This window comes from Mordavella massiliensis (genome assembly GCF_016902415.1).
GTDB lineage: Bacteria > Bacillota > Clostridia > Lachnospirales > Lachnospiraceae > Merdimonas > Merdimonas faecigallinarum.
Window position 1 is genome coordinate 20120 of the sequence record NZ_JACJLV010000027.1, and the last position, 16069, is coordinate 36188.

Annotated in this window: 13 protein-coding genes; 1 reads left to right on the forward strand and 12 read right to left on the reverse strand. The window is 50.4% G+C overall.

Annotated features, from left to right (window positions below; translation table 11 throughout):
- Positions 1-74: 74 nt before the first annotated feature.
- The 4 genes from H6A13_RS08865 to H6A13_RS08880 are packed head-to-tail and all read right to left on the reverse strand — an operon-like array spanning position 75 to position 4454.
- Positions 75-1088 (reverse strand): NAD(P)H-dependent glycerol-3-phosphate dehydrogenase, encoded by a 1014-nt coding sequence (locus tag H6A13_RS08865; RefSeq protein ID WP_204909247.1) that lies wholly within the window; start codon positions 1086-1088, stop codon positions 75-77.
- 15 nt (positions 1089-1103) lie between these two features.
- Positions 1104-1757, reverse strand: coding sequence for a glycerol-3-phosphate 1-O-acyltransferase PlsY (gene plsY, locus H6A13_RS08870; RefSeq protein WP_207751872.1), 654 nt, complete (start codon positions 1755-1757; stop codon positions 1104-1106).
- Positions 1754-3085, reverse strand: coding sequence for a ribosome biogenesis GTPase Der (gene der / locus H6A13_RS08875; RefSeq protein ID WP_204909248.1), 1332 nt, complete (start codon positions 3083-3085; stop codon positions 1754-1756). The genes plsY and der overlap by 4 nt, the downstream gene beginning before the upstream one ends.
- 55 nt (positions 3086-3140) lie before the next feature.
- The gene (locus H6A13_RS08880; RefSeq protein WP_204909249.1) at positions 3141-4454 is read right to left on the reverse strand and encodes a DUF512 domain-containing protein; all 1314 of its coding nucleotides are present in this window, start codon (positions 4452-4454) and stop codon (positions 3141-3143) included.
- A gap of 148 nt (positions 4455-4602) precedes the next feature.
- On the opposite strand from H6A13_RS08880, the gene H6A13_RS08885 reads away from it, so the two are divergent.
- Positions 4603-5787 (forward strand): ribose-phosphate pyrophosphokinase, encoded by a 1185-nt coding sequence (locus tag H6A13_RS08885; RefSeq protein ID WP_204909250.1) that lies wholly within the window; start codon positions 4603-4605, stop codon positions 5785-5787.
- A 63-nt stretch (positions 5788-5850) separates the two neighbouring features.
- Here the strand turns inward: H6A13_RS08885 and H6A13_RS08890 are convergent, their stop codons facing one another.
- The 8 genes from H6A13_RS08890 to H6A13_RS08925 form a co-directional block, all read right to left on the reverse strand.
- The gene (locus tag H6A13_RS08890; protein ID WP_204909251.1) at positions 5851-7014 is read right to left on the reverse strand and encodes a phosphoglycerate dehydrogenase; all 1164 of its coding nucleotides are present in this window, start codon (positions 7012-7014) and stop codon (positions 5851-5853) included.
- A 2-nt stretch (positions 7015-7016) separates the two neighbouring features.
- On the reverse strand, positions 7017-8099 hold the full coding sequence (serC, locus tag H6A13_RS08895) for a 3-phosphoserine/phosphohydroxythreonine transaminase (protein ID WP_204909252.1): 1083 nt from the start codon (positions 8097-8099) through the stop codon (positions 7017-7019).
- A gap of 46 nt (positions 8100-8145) precedes the next feature.
- On the reverse strand, positions 8146-9831 hold the full coding sequence (gene ilvB, locus H6A13_RS08900; RefSeq protein ID WP_204909253.1) for a biosynthetic-type acetolactate synthase large subunit: 1686 nt from the start codon (positions 9829-9831) through the stop codon (positions 8146-8148).
- A gap of 34 nt (positions 9832-9865) precedes the next feature.
- Positions 9866-11536 (reverse strand): dihydroxy-acid dehydratase, encoded by a 1671-nt coding sequence (gene ilvD / locus H6A13_RS08905; protein WP_204909254.1) that lies wholly within the window; start codon positions 11534-11536, stop codon positions 9866-9868.
- 4 nt (positions 11537-11540) lie between these two features.
- Positions 11541-12629, reverse strand: coding sequence for a 3-isopropylmalate dehydrogenase (leuB, locus tag H6A13_RS08910; RefSeq protein WP_204909255.1), 1089 nt, complete (start codon positions 12627-12629; stop codon positions 11541-11543).
- Between the two features lie 145 nt (positions 12630-12774).
- On the reverse strand, positions 12775-13080 hold the full coding sequence (gene yajC, locus H6A13_RS08915) for a preprotein translocase subunit YajC (protein WP_204909256.1): 306 nt from the start codon (positions 13078-13080) through the stop codon (positions 12775-12777).
- A 92-nt stretch (positions 13081-13172) separates the two neighbouring features.
- Positions 13173-14306, reverse strand: a complete 1134-nt coding sequence (gene tgt / locus H6A13_RS08920; RefSeq protein WP_204909259.1) for a tRNA guanosine(34) transglycosylase Tgt — start codon at positions 14304-14306, stop codon at positions 13173-13175.
- 11 nt (positions 14307-14317) lie between these two features.
- Entirely contained in the window at positions 14318-16018 is a 1701-nt protein-coding gene (locus H6A13_RS08925) for a L,D-transpeptidase family protein (RefSeq protein WP_204909257.1), read from the reverse strand.
- Between the last annotated feature and the right edge of the window lie 51 nt (positions 16019-16069).

Here is a 16069-nt window from a genome sequence, read left to right on the forward strand (position 1 = left end):
CCCCTTGCTGTGCTGATAACAGTCTATGCAAGGGGGAAATCTGTTTAGAACTTTCTTTGATAAGATTCTTTTTCCTATTCTTTCCAGGAAAGCGTAGATATTTCAGGCTTGCTGTCACGAAGCATCAGATCTCTGACCGCCTCGCCCGGATTCTTTCCTTCAAAGAGAACTTTATTGACTTCTTCAATGATCGGTGTGGAGACGCCATATTTCTTGCCCATTTTTACGGCCGCTTTGGTGGAATATACACCTTCCACCACCATCTTTACTTCATCCATGGCCTCCTGCATGGACATTCCCTGTCCGATCAGATATCCGGCTTTCCGATTCCGGCTGTGGACGCTGGCACAGGTCACGATCAGGTCTCCGATTCCCGTAAGTCCGGTAAAGCTTTCCAGTGCTCCGCCTGCTTCCACTCCAAGGCGGGCAATCTCGGCAATGCCTCGGGTGATCAGGGCTGCTTTGGTATTATCTCCATATCCCAGTCCGTCCGCGATACCTGCCGCCAGAGCGATCACATTCTTTAAGGAACCGCCCAGCTCCATTCCCAGGATGTCCGGGCTTGTGTAAACACGGAACACCTCGTTCATAAACATGGACTGCAGGTATTCTGCCGTCTTTTTGGTCTTTGCACCGATCACCACGCTGGTGGGGATTCCCCGTCCGACTTCCTCTGCATGGCTTGGCCCGGACAGAACCGCCACATCCGCCTGCGGGATCTCCTGCTCGATCTGCTGGGACAGTGTCATCAGGGTGTCTTCCTCGATTCCCTTTGCCACATCCACGATGATCTGTCCTTCCGGAATGTACGGGCTCATACTCTTTGCCGTACTTCTGGTAAAGGGTGAGGGCACCGCCATTACGATAAAATCCTTATCCTTTACTGCCTTCGCAAGATCTGAGGTGAATTCCATATCGTCCGGTATCCTGACTCCCGGAAGCTTGCTCTCATGCTCCCGTTTGGTAGACAGCATCTCCACCTCTTCCTCGCTGATGGACCACACGGTAACCTGGTGTCCGTTTTTGTGAAGGAGAAGAGCCAGAGCAGTTCCCCAGCTTCCTGCTCCCATGATTCCTACATTTGCCATAGTATCCTTCCCTTTCTATGATTTATTTTTTTTACCGACACTTAGTTTATTCTCTGTGCCGGATAACAAACGACTGATATTTGCCCGGTGCTTAAAGAACGCGGACGCCATCAGAAGCCCGGCGATCACATACATCTCCCACAGCGCTTCTTCCGGTACGCCAAAACCGCCGCTTTGTCCGTAGTACACGATCTCGATCAGATACAGGGTAACGACCACCAGAGACCCGACCGACACGTATCTGGTCAGTCCCACAACGACAAGAAACGCCGCCAGGCAGATCAGGATCATGGGAAGAGGCAGGGTGCTTGCCAGAAGTCCGGCCGTAGCGGCGATCCCCTTCCCGCCTTTAAACTTCATATAAAATGGATAGTTATGTCCGAATACGGCTCCCATCCCCGCATACATGGCATAAAGCGGAGCCAGCTCCGGATGCATCCTGCCAAAGATCAGATGAACGGCGATCACCGCAAAGATACATTTAAAAGCATCTCCCAGAAATGTGATCAGCCCTGCCTTCCACCCCAGTACGCGCAGGGCGTTGGTGGTCCCGGCATTTCCGCTTCCCTGGCTTCGGATATCAATATGCTGCAGCTTTCCGTATATGTAACCGGTCTGAAACAGGCCGAATGCATATCCGATCAGCAAACATAGTATACGTTCTATCATATCTGATCCTTTTCCTTTCTCTCCCGTATCAGAAACTTCAGGGACGTTCCCCTGAATCCAAATGCTTCCCGTATCTTATTTTCCAGATATCTGGTATAGGAGAAATGCATCAGTTCTCTGTCATTTACAAAAATCACAAAGGTTGGCGGTTTCACAGCCACCTGGGTAATATAAAAGAGTTTCAGCCTCTTTCCTTTGTCTGACGGCGGCTGCTGCATCGCAACGGCTTCCGCCATGATCTCATTGAGAACGCCGGTTGCCACCCGCATGGTCTGATTCTCGATCACCATATCGATCCTGTCAAATAATTTTACCAGACGCTGTCCGGTCAGAGCCGATACAAACAGGATCTCCGCATAAGGCATATACGAAAGGACTCTGCGCACTTCCGCCTCGTATTCCCGCATGGTACGGTCGTTTTTTTCCACCGCGTCCCACTTGTTGACTACGATAATAATGCCTTTGCCTCTCTCATGGGCGATCCCTGCGATCTTGGCGTCCTGCTCGGTGACTCCTTCCACCGCGTCGATCACCATCAGCACAACGTCTGCCCGCTCCACGGCGGTCACGGTACGGATGATACTGTATCTTTCCAGTTCCTCTTTGATCTTGTTCTTTCTGCGAAGACCGGCGGTATCGATGAAGACATATTCTTTTCCGTTATGCACCACCTCTGTATCGATCGCGTCCCTTGTGGTCCCTGCCACATCAGAAACAATCACCCGCTGTTCTCCCAGAAGCTTATTGATAATGGAGGATTTCCCCACATTCGGTTTTCCCACGATCGCGATCCTCGGCCGGTCGTCCTCCTCTTCTTCTCCTCCGTGTTCCGGGAAGTAGGACACCACTGCGTCCAGCATATCTCCAAGCCCCAGCCTGGAGGCCGCTGAAACCGGAAGGGGGTCTCCGATCCCCAGATTATAAAATTCATAAACATCCGGCATAAATTTATCAAAGCTGTCCACTTTATTCACTGCAAGGACCACTGGTTTTCCGGAACGGCGCAGCATATCCGCCACCTTGGAATCCGCGTCCACCAGGCCCTGGCGCACGTCTGTGATAAAAATGATCACGTCCGCCGTATCAATGGCGATCTGCGCCTGCTCCCGCATCTGGGATAAGATAATATCTTTACTGTCCGGCTCGATCCCTCCTGTGTCGATCAGGGTAAATTCATGATCCAGCCAGGACACCTCCGCATAGATCCGGTCTCTGGTAACGCCCGGCGTGTCCTTGACGATGGAGATCCTTTCTCCGGCCAGTACGTTAAAAAGGGTGGATTTCCCTACATTCGGCCTTCCTACAATGGCCACTACTGGTTTACTCATTCCTGCCTCCTGTCTCTGTCTTTTTATCTGTATCTCATCTGGTGTATCTTCACTGTCAGTTTCTGCCTAATATTGCATCTATCAGGTCTTGCCCGCTTGATTTTACAATATCTGCGCGCACTTGTAAAGCCTCTTCCACTTCCGCAAGGGTCACATCATCCAAAAAGACGTCCTCCTCGCTGCGGAACATATTGCAGGGCAGCAAAAGCCGTTCGCCCAGATCTTTGCCTTTCAGCTGCCGGATCAGATCGCCTCCCGTGATCAGGCCGGATACCGTGATCTTCTCGCCAAAGAAGTCGTTGCGGACCGGATAGATCTGTACTTTGGTCCCGGGATATTTTTCCTTTAACATATCTGCAATCCGGCAAAGTTCCGGATATGCCAGAAGTCCGGTGGCCATGGATACCCGGCGGCTTTTCTCATCACCCGGAAGCGCCTGGAAGGCTTCTTTGCATTCTTCCCGTAGAAGCCTGATCATGCCGACGCCGTTTTCCAGCTGCAGATATCCGTCATACCGTTCTTCTTCCGGGATCTCCTCTTCTGCCAGAAGATACCATTCATCCCCGGCATGGATAAAATGGATCCCGTGCTCTTTAAACAGCTTTTTCTGCCAGCGGTGGATGATCTCCAGCACGCCTTTTGCCTCTTCTTTTGTAAAGGACTTAAGAGGATACAGTCCTTCCCTGTATCTGGTAAGCCCCACCGGTACCACGGATACGCTTCTTAGATATGGAAGATACCGGCTCATGTCCCGGATGCTCCGTTCCAGCTCTTCGCCGTCGTTGATGCCTTTACAGAGAACGATCTGTCCGTTCATCTCGATCCCGGCCTCATAAAGCCGGTCCACTTTTTTCAGTGCCTCGCCTGCGAACCGGTTGTGCAGCATTTTACAGCGAAGTTCCGGATTCGTGGTATGAAAAGATATATTGATAGGCTCCAGATGATACCGGATAATACGGTCAATATCATGTTCGCTCATGTTGGTCAGCGTTACATAATTTCCCTGTAAAAAGGAAAGTCTGGAATCATCATCCTTAAAATACAGGGTTTCACGCATCCCTTCCGGCATCTGATCGATAAAGCAGAACATACATTTATTTCTGCAGGAGCGGTATTCATCCATCAGTCCCTGCTCAAATTCCATCCCCAGATCCTCATCGTAATCTTTCTCAATCTCCAGTTCCCACTCTTCTCCATCCGGTTTCTCGATCAGAAGGACCAGTTCTTCATCATGGATAAGAAAATGATAATCAAATACGTCCTCTATGACAGAATCATTTACTGTCAGCAGCAGGTCGCCGGGCTCAATCCCCAGTTCATCGGCAATACTTCCCGGTTCGATCCTGCTGATTTTATGTTTATGTTCCATAAAGATTCTCCTACTCTCTTTCTTTCTCATTTATTATACCCTACATCTGTCATTTCGTCCAATCAGTAGTTGACCTTTTTATAGAAAAGGTGATATAAATGAAATAGCGGATTTGCCGCTGCTATCATTACAGAACAGGAGACCAACTATGTCTTATACAGAATTAATGGAAGAAGCGCTCCCTGTCGCTCCTTTAAAAATCGCGGCCCTGGAGTCCTGCAGAGAAATGGGCCAAAAAGTCAATGACTATATCGTACAGTTTCGGAAGGATACAAAGAAAGAATCTCTGGATTCTCCTCTTTTCTCTCATTATCAGTCTGACAACTATCTGGTGGACTGCCGCTGTCCCAGGTTCGGGACCGGCGAAGCCAAGGGTATGATCTCAGAAACCGTCCGTGGAAAAGATTTATTTGTTATGGTAGACGTCTGCAACTACAGCCTTACCTATACGGTCAACGGACATCCCAATCACATGTCCCCGGACGACCATTATCAGGATCTGAAGCGGATCATTTCCGCGGCCAACGGCAAGGCGCACCGCCTTAACGTGATCATGCCGTTTCTCTATGAAAGCCGCCAGCACAAGCGGACCAAACGGGAATCCCTGGACTGCGCTCTTGCCCTGCAGGAACTGACCGATATGGGCGTCAGCAACATCATCACCTTTGATGCTCATGATCCCAGAGTCCAGAACTCGATCCCGCTTCATGGTTTCGATAACTTCAATCCGCCCTATCAGTTCATGAAGGCGCTGCTCCGCGCGGAGCCGGATCTTCCGATCGACAAGGAACATCTGATGATCGTAAGTCCGGACGAGGGCGCAATGCACCGGGCCGTTTATTTTTCCAATGTCCTGGGTGTGAATATGGGTATGTTCTACAAACGCCGGGATTATTCTACAATCGTCAACGGCAAGAACCCTATCGTGGCTCATGAGTTCCTGGGCGAAGATATCAAAGGAAAGAATGTGATCGTCGTAGACGATATGATTTCTTCCGGAGAAAGTATGCTGGACGTGGCAAAACAGATGAAGGACCGTGGCGCTGACCGGGTATTTGTCTGCACCACCTTCGGATTATTTACCGATGGATTTGAAAAATTCGACGAGTATTACAACAAGGGATATATTGACCGGGTCATCACGACGAACCTTACCTATCTTCCGCCGGAGGCCCTGGCAAAACCGTATTTTGTAGCGGCAGACATGAGCAAATTTATCGCTTTGATCATCGATGCCTTTAATCATGATATCACCATCGGAAGAGTACTGGATCCCACAAGCCGGATCCACGAACTTCTGGACAGGCACACAAAACAGCTGTCTGGAAAATAACAAGAAAAACCTGCCGGGAAATCGTGTTGCAGACTTCTCCGGCAGGTTTTTTGCTGTTGTTTTCTATCTGATCACACGCACCTTCAGCACGTCTTTTACTGCTTTCAGTTCCTCAATGGCTTCCTGGGTGATTTCCGAATCAATATCGATCATAGTATATGCATACCCGCCTTTACTCTTATTGGAAAGGTCTGCGATATTGATATTATCTTCCGCCAGGATCCGGGTAAACTGTCCCAGCATGTTGGGAATGTTATGATGCAGAAGCAGGATCCGGGTATTTTCCCCTTTGAATCCCATGTCTGAATCCGGATAATTGACAGAATGCCTGATATTTCCGTGTTCCAGATAGCTGCGGATCTCCTTTGCCGCCATTCTGGCACAGTTATCTTCCGATTCTTCCGTAGAGGCCCCCAGATGCGGGATCACAATCGCCCCTTTCACTCCTGTGATCACAGGCGTCGGAAAATCCGTCACATAATGCTTGATCTTTCCGGCCACCAGTGCATCAATCACGGCTTCTTCCACCACCAGCACATCTCTTGCAAAATTCAACAGTACCACGCCTTTTTTCATCAGACCGATGGCATTTCCGTCGATCATGCCTTTTGTACTCTCTGTGGCAGGCACGTGGATGGTGATATAATCGCATTCTTTATAGATCTCGTCTACCGTCTTTGCGTGACGGATACTGCGGTTCAGATTCCATGCAGAATCTACCGACACATAGGGATCATAGCCATACACATCCATCCCCAGGCTTACCGCGGCGTTTGCCACCAGCACGCCGATCGCCCCAAGACCGATCACCCCCAGCTTTTTGCCGTCCAGTTCGCAGCCGGCAAATGCCTTTTTCGCTTTTTCTGTATCTTTTGCGATATTGCCGTCTTCTTCATTTTCCTGGACCCAGTTGATCCCGCCGATGATATCTCTGGATGCCAGAAGCATTCCGGCGATCACCAGCTCTTTGACGCCGTTCGCGTTGGCTCCCGGCGTGTTAAAGACCACAATTCCCTCTTCCGCACAGCGCTCCAGAGGAATATTATTTACCCCTGCTCCGGCTCTTGCGATTGCTTTTAATCTGCCGCCGAATTCCATCTCATGCATGGAAGCGCTTCTCACCAGAACGGCGTCCGCATCCTCCACGCGGCTGACCGGTACATATTCTTCTGAAAATTCCTGGATCCCCACATCCGAAATCTGATTTAAACAATGATATTGATACATGGTTATCCATTCTCCTCTTCAAATTTCTTCATAAACCTGGTCAATGCCTCTACTCCCTCTATGGGCATGGCATTGTAAATACTTGCGCGCATGCCTCCCACGGTCCGGTGTCCTTTTAGACTGACCAGTCCGGCTGCTTCCGCCTCTTTTACAAAGCGTGCGTCCAGCTCCTGATCACCGGTCACAAACGGCACATTCATAAGAGAACGGTCCTTTTTTTCTACCGTTCCATGAAACATCCTGCTCTGATCCAGATAATCATAAAGGATGGCTGCTTTTTTCTCATTGTATGCTTTCATGGCAGCAAGACCGCCTTTTCGTTTCAGCCACTGAAAGACCTTGCCGCAGATATAGATCCCGTAGGCGGGCGGCGTATTGTATAAGGAGCCGGCGTCTGCATGGGTCTGATACTTCATCATAGTGGGCGTGCCGGGAAGCACGTCGTCTGTGATCAGATCTTCCCGTATGATCACGATCACCACGCCGGCCGGCCCGATATTTTTCTGTACCCCGCCGTAGAGTACCCCGTACTTTGTCACATCCACAGGCTCTGACAAAAAGCAGGAGGACACATCCGCCACAAGGATCTTCCCTTTTGTGTCCGGCAGTTCTTTGTATTTTGTCCCGTAGATCGTATTATTTTCACAGATATATACGTAATCCGCGTCCTTTGACACCGGAAGATCCCGGCAGTCCGGTATATAAGAGAAGGTACGGTCCTCCGACGAAGCGATGACATTGGCTTTCCCGTACTTCGAAGCCTCCTGGTAAGCTTTCTTTGACCACTGTCCGGTCAGGATAAAATCTGCAGACCGGTTTTTCATCAGGTTCATGGGCAGCATGGCAAACTGGAGCGATGCGCCGCCCTGCAGGAATAATACCTTATAACTATCAGGAATCCCCATCAGTTCTCTTAAGTCAGCCTCCGCCGTATTCAGGATCTTCTGAAAGGTGGATCCCCGGTGGCTCATCTCCATCACGGACATTCCGGTGCCCTGGTAATCCAGCATCTCGTCTGCTGCTTCCTTTAAGACTTCCTCCGGCAGGACGGCCGGTCCTGCGGAGAAATTATATACTCTTCCCATCTCTCATGCCTTTCTGACTATCTGTCTATCTGTGCATCTGCACGGTTTACTGTTTCTTTCCTGCTTCCAGATCCTCCTCGTCAAAAGCTTTGCTGATCGCTTCGCCAGGCGCCACCATAGGCCATACTTTCTCATCGCTGTCAATCTGGCAGTCGATCACTACCGGCCCGTCTGCTGTAAGCGCCTTTGCAAATGCCTCCCGGAACTCCTCTGGCGTTGTCGCGCGCATGCCTGCAGCACCCATGGCTTCCGCAAGTTTCACAAAGTCCACAGAGTCATTCAGCACCGTTGCGGAATAACGCTTTCCATAGAAAAGATCCTGCCACTGACGCACCATGCCCAGCACGTGATTGTTCAGCACCACCTGGATCACAGGGATCTGATATCTGGCCGCTGTGGCGATCTCGTTCATATTCATACGGAAGCATCCGTCCCCGGCAATATTGACCACCGTTTTTTCCGGTCTGGCTGTTTTCGCGCCGATGGACGCCCCCAGGCCGTAGCCCATGGTTCCAAGACCGCCTGACGTCAGAAGCGTTCTTGGCTTTGTAAACTTATAATACTGGGCGGCCCACATCTGGTTCTGTCCGACCTCTGTAACGATCAGGGCGTCCCCGTGGGTCTGCCGGTAGATTTCCTCCACCGCGCCAGGTCCGGTCAGCAGATCCGGATGATAAGTGAGCGGATATTTTTCTTTATATTCACTGATCTTCTGGATCCATTCCGTATGATCCAGCTGTTCCAGACGTTCATTCAGACGTCTGAGGATCACCCGGATGTCTCCCACCACGCCTTCGGTGATCAGCACATTTTTATTCATCTCTGCCACGTCCACATCAAACTGCAGGATCTTTGCATGCTCTGCAAATTTCTTTGCATTTCCGGTCACCCGGTCGCTGAATCTTGCTCCCACCACGATCAGCAGGTCGCACTCGCTGACCCCGTAATTGGAAGTTTTCGTTCCATGCATGCCAAGCATTCCGGTGTAGAGAGGGTCTGTTCCCGGGAACGCGCCTTTTCCCATCAGGGAATCACAGACCGGAGCGTCCACTTTTTTCACAAACTCGTAAAGTTCTTCGCTGGCGTTGGAAAGGACCGCGCCTCCTCCTACAAAGATATAGGGCCTTTTCGCCTCACGGATCAGTCCCAATGCGGTCTCCACATCTTCTTCGCAGAGATCTTCCAAAGGACAGACCGCAGAGATCTCTTTTTTCTCATACTCTGCCTGATTGGAAGTGACATCCTTGGGAATATCGATCAGCACCGGACCCGGACGGCCTTTCTTCGCAATGACAAAGGCCTTGCGGATCGTATCGGCCAGCTGTTCCACATCTTTCACGATAAAATTATGTTTGGTAATGGGCATCGTGATACCGGAAATGTCGATCTCCTGGAAGCTGTCCTTTCCAAGAAGCGGGACTCCCACATTACAGGTGATCGCTACGATGGGAATGGAATCCATGTAGGCTGTGGCGATGCCGGTTACCAGATTGGTCGCGCCAGGTCCGCTGGTTGCAAGACACACGCCTACCTTTCCGGTTGCTCTTGCATATCCGTCCGCCGCGTGGGACGCCCCCTGCTCATGGGAGGTCAGGATATGCCGGATCTCATTCTGATGCTGATATAACGCATCGTAAACATTCAGGATCGCGCCGCCTGGGTATCCAAACACCGTGTCCACACCCTGCTCTTTTAAACATTCTATTACAATTTCCGCTCCTGTAAGCTGCATACTTTCTCACTCCTGTTCTTACAATATTCCCGGACTAGTTCTTTGGTACTTCCAGGATGGCTCCCCGGTTTCCGGAAGTCACCATTGCCGCATAGCGGGCCAGATATCCTGTGGTTACGCGGGGCTGTCTGGGCTGCCATTTTTCTTTTCTCTTTGCCAGCTCTTCTTCTGATACGTCAAGCTCCAGAGACAGTTCCGGAATATTGATCTTGATGATATCGCCTTCCTCTACCAGCGCAATGGGACCTCCCACTGCCGCTTCCGGAGATACGTGGCCGATGGATGCGCCTCTGGACGCGCCGCTGAATCTTCCGTCCGTGATAAGGGCTACGCTGGAACCAAGTCCCATACCGGCGATCGCAGAGGTGGGATTCAGCATTTCCCGCATTCCCGGGCCGCCTTTTGGCCCTTCATAACGGATAACCACCACGTCTCCCGGATGGATCTGGCCGCCTTTGATCGCAACGATCGCGTCTTCTTCACAGTCAAAGACTCTGGCCGGTCCTTCGTGTACCAGCATCTCGTCCACAACAGCGGAGCGCTTCACTACGCTTCCGTCCGGCGCCAGGTTGCCTTTCAGCACGGCAAGGCCGCCGGTCTGGGAATACGGATGGTCAATGGGCCGGATCACTTCCGGATCCTTGTTGACAACGCCTGCGATATTTTCCCCGACTGTCTTTCCTGTAACGGTCATACATTCCGTATGCAGGAGATTCTTTTTATTTAGTTCTGCCATAACGGCGTATACGCCGCCCGCCGCGTTCAGATCTTCCATATAGGTAGGTCCTGCCGGCGCCAGGTGACAGAGGTTTGGCGTCTTCTCGCTGATGCCATTTGCAAAATCGATCTCAAAATCCATTCCCACTTCATGGGCGATTGCCGGAAGGTGGAGCATACTGTTGGTGGAACAGCCAAGCGCCATATCCACGGTCAGTGCATTTAAAATGGCTTCTTTTGTCATAATGTCTCTGGGACAGATATTCTTTCTCCACAGTTCCATCACCTGCATGCCGGCCTCTTTTGCCAGCCGGATCCTTGCAGAATATACGGCAGGGATGGTTCCGTTGCCGCGAAGGCCCATGCCCAGCACCTCTGTCAGGCAGTTCATGCTGTTGGCCGTATACATTCCGGAACAGGAACCACAGGTGGGACAGGTGTTATTTTCGTATTCCAATAGCTCCTCATCCGTGATCTTGCCTGCCGCATTGGCTCCGACCGCCTCAAACATGCTGGAGAGACTGGTCTTGCAGCCTTTGACCCGGCCGGCCAGCATCGGACCGCCGCTGACAAAGATCGTCGGAACATTGATCCTTGCCGCAGCCATCAGAAGCCCCGGCACATTCTTATCACAGTTGGGCACCATTACCAGTGCGTCAAACTGATGCGCCAGAGCCATCGCCTCTGTAGAGTCCGCGATCAGGTCTCTGGTCACCAGAGAATACTTCATACCGATATGGCCCATGGCAATCCCGTCACAGACGGCGATCGCCGGAAATACGATCGGCGTTCCGCCTGCCATGGCAACTCCCTGCTTCACGGCATTCACGATCTTATCCAGATTCATGTGCCCGGGTACGATCTCATTATAGGAGCTGACAATTCCCACCAGAGGACGCTCCATCTCCTCTTTTGTCAACCCCAGCGCGTTAAACAAAGAACGGTGGGGCGCCTGCTGTTTTCCTTTTGTAACTGTATCACTTCTCATGTTCTTACCTCCTAATGAAACTTGCGATCAGATCTCCCATCCCGGCAGTGCCGATCTGAGTCTTTCCTTCGGACATAATGTCAATGGTCCGGTATCCTTCTTTCAGGACTTTTTCCACTGCTTTTTCTATTGCATCAGCTTCCTGATCCAGATCAAAGCTGAATCTGAGCATCATGGCTGCAGACAATATAGTGGCGATCGGGTTTGCGATGCCTTTTCCTGCAATATCCGGAGCAGATCCTCCGCTTGGCTCATAAAGTCCGAACTTTGTCTCGTTTAAGCTGGCGCTTGCCAGCATTCCGATGGATCCGGTCACCATGCTTGCCTCATCTGACAAAATGTCGCCGAACATATTCTCTGTCAGGATCACATCGAACTGTTTTGGATCTTTTACCAGCTGCATGGCGCAGTTGTCTACCAGCATGTGTTCCAATGTAACCTCCGGATATTCTTCTGCAACCTCTTCTACGACCTTTCTCCAGAGTCTGGAAGAATCCAGCACATTTGCCTTATCAACGCTGGTTACTTTTTTCCGGCGTTTCATGGCAATGTCAAAGGCACGCTTTGCGATCCTGCGGATCTCCTCTTCATTATAGGTGAGGGAATCAAAGGCAGTCAGAACACCGTCCACTTCTACGGTCTTGCGTTCGCCAAAATAGAGTCCTCCTGTCAGCTCCCGCATGATCATCATGTCAAATCCGCCTTCTGTAATGGATTCTTTCAGCGGGCAGGCCCCTTTCAGTTCGTCGTACAACACTGCGGGTCTCAGATTCGCAAACAGATTCAGTTCCTTGCGGATCCGCAACAGTCCGGCTTCCGGTCTCTTTGATGGTTCTAACTGGTACCACGGCGAAGTCTTTGCATCACCGCCGATAGATCCCATAAGCACGGCGTCGCACTGTTTTGCAGCGGCTACCGTCTCATCTGTCAGCGGCACGCCGTGTACATCAATAGACGCCCCGCCCAGCAGAAGTTCTGTATACTCGCAGGTATGTCCGTATGTCTCTGCAATTTTATTCAGGACTTTCTGGGCTTCGGTCACGATTTCCGGGCCGATCCCGTCCCCTTTGATAATTCCGATTTTCAGATTCATTCTCTACACCCTTCCTATTAAAGAAACTATAACATTAATATTATCGCATTTTTATACATGTTTCAAGACTTTAATGGACTAAACTGTATTTTGCACAAATAAAAAGAGCACCGCATCTTCCGGCAGTGCCCTTCCTGGTTCATCCTTATTCTACATTTGCTTTTTCAATCTGCGCGATGGCTGCTTTCTGCATAGGGATACGGCAGTTACGGTTGCTTCCGAACTCCACGATCACATCCTCATCGCTGATATCAATGATCACTCCATAAAATCCGCTGGTTGTTAGAACGGTATCTCCAACCTCCATCTCGGAAATCATGGCCTGAACTCTCTTCTGCTCTTTTCTCTGTGGTCTGATAAAAATAAACCAGAAGCCTGCGAAGATCACTGCATATACCAGGATCAAAAGTACCCAGCTTCCGCCTGAACTCTGTGATGCTAATGCGTACATATTACTCTTCCTCCTACTATCTAAAAACGCTATTGCTATCATACACAAAAATGTGTATTTCTTCAAGTAATTTCCTGCAATTCATGGAAATTTTAGGATTTCTCTCCTCTCATGCCTTCTAATTTCCGCTTTTTATATGCCTGGTAATTCCCGGCGTCTATGGCGTCCCGGATCTCCTCCATCATGGTATTGTAAAAATACAGATTGTGAAGAACACACAGCCGCATTCCCAGCATTTCCTTTGCTTTGAGCAGGTGCCGGATATAGGCCCTGGAATACGTCCGGCAGGCCGGGCACTGGCACCCTTCTTCGATCGGGCGGTCATCCAGTTCATATCTGGCATTGAAAAGATTTAACTTTCCATGGTTGGTATAGACATGTCCGTGCCTTCCGTTTCTGCTTGGATACACACAGTCAAAGAAATCCACGCCTCTGTCCACCGCTTCCAGGATATTGGCGGGCGTTCCCACTCCCATAAGGTACGTGGGCTTATCTTCCGGCAGATGCGGCACTGTCGCCTCCAGGATCCGGTACATATCCTCATGGGACTCTCCTACCGCCAGTCCGCCGATGGCATAACCGTCCAGGTCAAGTTCCGCGATCTCCTTTGCATGGCGGATCCGGATATCCTCGTAAATGCCTCCCTGATTGATGCCAAACAGCATCTGCTGCCGGTTGATGGTATCCGGAAGGCTGTTGAGCCTCTCCATCTCCTTCTTGCAGCGCATAAGCCACCGGGACGTCCGGTCCACAGAACGCTCCATATATTCCCTGTCTGCCACGCTGGAAGGGCACTCGTCAAAGGCCATTGCGATCGTGGACGCCAGATTCGACTGGATCTGCATACTCTCCTCCGGCCCCATGAAAATCTTCTTTCCGTCTATATGGGAATGAAAATAAACGCCTTCTTCTTTGATCTTGCGAAGCCCTGCCAGAGAAAACACCTGAAATCCGCCGGAATCCGTCAGGATCGGCCTGTCCCAGGCCATAAACTTATGAAGGCCTCCCAGTTTACGGATCACCTGATCCCCCGGTCTTACATGGAGATGATAGGTGTTGGATAATTCAATCTGTGTCTTGATCCCCCGAAGGTCGTCTGTGGAAACTGCGCCCTTGATCGCGGCCACTGTTCCTACATTCATAAATACAGGGGTCTCAACGACCCCATGTACTGTAGTAAATCTTCCTCTTTTTGCCTGTCCGTCCTTTTTCAGTAACTGATACATAACTTCCCTTTCTAGTAATGGCATACCACCGGTGTTCCTGCAGATATCAGATTGTAGAGCTGTCCGGCCGCGTCATAAGGCATATTTACGCATCCGTGGGAACCTCCGGTCAGATATCTGGAACCTCCAAACGTCGGTTGCCAGGTAGCATCGTGGAACCCGATCCCTCCGTTAAACGGCATCCAGTATTTTACAGGACTCTCATATTCATAGGACCCGTCCGGCAGTTTTTCACCTCTCAGAACAGAATCCAGTTCTTTATAGGCCAGAGAGTAGACGCCCTGTGGCGTTCCGTGGCCGTTATTTGGATTACCCGTTACACAGGGAGAAGACAGCGCCACCTGTCCGTTCTGTACGAAATAAACCATCTGATTGGTCAGATCCACTTCAGCGAAAGTGCTGCCAAAATCATTTCCCTCATGGCTGGCCGCCCGGCTGGTGTACGCCGGCTCTCTGGTCACTACTTCCGCATTCTGAATGTTTGCGGTCAGCGCGTTGTATTCCGCTTCCTGATCGATCTTCCAGCCGTAGCTTCCGCCTTCCACAGTAACCGTATTGCCGGTTGCGGTTGTGATCGTTCTGGTCTTTCCTTTTGTGTTGTATTTGTCTGCCAGGGACTGGATATACGCTTTCACAGCATCCTGGTTAAAGGTCACATTCATATCCGCGTCCACTGTCACCCACTGAGAGATCACGGAAGCGTCCACTACTTCTGTATACGGATTGAAATCATAGGTAACCGTGGCTCCCAGATAGCTGTTCATCGCATCCGTTGCAGCTTTTACTTCTTCTGATTCAGAAGTAAACCGGGGCAGGATGTAACAGCCGGCTTCCGTCAGATCCAGTGTGGACTGGAATCCGTTGATCGCCTCTGTCACCGCTTTGTTAAATGCCTCGGTATCAATCTGTGTACCGATCACTTCTTCTGTGATCACAAACTTGTCCGTCTGAAATTCCGGGCGGGCATCCACAGACGCAGTCTGATTTTCCGGCACCAGGCACTGAAGCGCCGCGATCTGCTCCTTTAACGCATCCTCATCATACTCTACGCCAACCTTTGCTTCAATCTCCGGCGCGTCCCACAAAGAAGTGATCCACAGAAGGCTTTCCTGGTTTTTGGCCAGTTTTTTCAGCTCGTCTCCGGGAACATATTTCAGGGAAATATCACTTCCCGCAATCTGCTCGCTTCCGCCGTCAGATTCCTGAAGCGTCAGTACATAGTCCTTCACCTGCTGTTCCATGTAGTCTTCCACCTGAGAAACACTCTTTAATGAAAAACTGGTGCCGTTGATCTTTGTATTAAACAGGAAGTGGCTCTGGAAATAAAATGCAAATCCCGCATAGATAAGAACCAGCGCTCCGAAAATACTTCCCAGGGTGATCAGCGCCACTTTTTTTCTTTTTTTCTTTTTTGCGGCCTTCTCTTCCTCTATCTCTTCCGGCTCTTCCTCATCTTCCTCATCGTCAAAGCCGTCCTCGTCTTCCTGTTCCCCGTCGTCTTCTGCTTCTTCGTCCTCTTCCGGCTCTTCGCCTTCCTCCGGCTCTATGCTTTCCCCGGAAGCCTCCTCTTCAGACTCGTCTTCATCGTAAAAATATTCTTCATCTTCAAATTCGTCATCATCAGCAAAGGCGTCTTCTTTTTCCAGATCCTCTGCGATCTCTTTCATGGTCTCGTCCACGATCTGATCCGCCTTTTTATCCTGCTTGCCCATTATTATTACTCCTCTAACATATTTCGACAAAATTCTTCTTGATACTCATAC

Excerpts from the sequence above, each read along its gene's own strand:
- H6A13_RS08865 (WP_204909247.1), bottom strand. The coding sequence starts at position 1,088 with ATGGCAAATGTAGGAATCATGGGAGCAGGAAGCTGGGGAACTGCTCTG.
- plsY (WP_207751872.1), bottom strand. The coding sequence starts at position 1,757 with ATGATAGAACGTATACTATGTTTGCTGATCGGATATGCATTCGGCCTG.
- der (WP_204909248.1), bottom strand. The coding sequence starts at position 3,085 with ATGAGTAAACCAGTAGTGGCCATTGTAGGAAGGCCGAATGTAGGGAAA.
- H6A13_RS08880 (WP_204909249.1), bottom strand. The coding sequence starts at position 4,454 with ATGGAACATAAACATAAAATCAGCAGGATCGAACCGGGAAGTATTGCC.
- H6A13_RS08885 (WP_204909250.1), top strand. The coding sequence starts at position 4,603 with ATGTCTTATACAGAATTAATGGAAGAAGCGCTCCCTGTCGCTCCTTTA.
- H6A13_RS08890 (WP_204909251.1), bottom strand. The coding sequence starts at position 7,014 with ATGTATCAATATCATTGTTTAAATCAGATTTCGGATGTGGGGATCCAG.
- serC (WP_204909252.1), bottom strand. The coding sequence starts at position 8,099 with ATGGGAAGAGTATATAATTTCTCCGCAGGACCGGCCGTCCTGCCGGAG.
- ilvB (WP_204909253.1), bottom strand. The coding sequence starts at position 9,831 with ATGCAGCTTACAGGAGCGGAAATTGTAATAGAATGTTTAAAAGAGCAG.
- ilvD (WP_204909254.1), bottom strand. The coding sequence starts at position 11,536 with ATGAGAAGTGATACAGTTACAAAAGGAAAACAGCAGGCGCCCCACCGT.
- leuB (WP_204909255.1), bottom strand. The coding sequence starts at position 12,629 with ATGAATCTGAAAATCGGAATTATCAAAGGGGACGGGATCGGCCCGGAA.
- yajC (WP_204909256.1), bottom strand. The coding sequence starts at position 13,080 with ATGTACGCATTAGCATCACAGAGTTCAGGCGGAAGCTGGGTACTTTTG.
- tgt (WP_204909259.1), bottom strand. The coding sequence starts at position 14,306 with ATGTATCAGTTACTGAAAAAGGACGGACAGGCAAAAAGAGGAAGATTT.
- H6A13_RS08925 (WP_204909257.1), bottom strand. The coding sequence starts at position 16,018 with ATGGGCAAGCAGGATAAAAAGGCGGATCAGATCGTGGACGAGACCATG.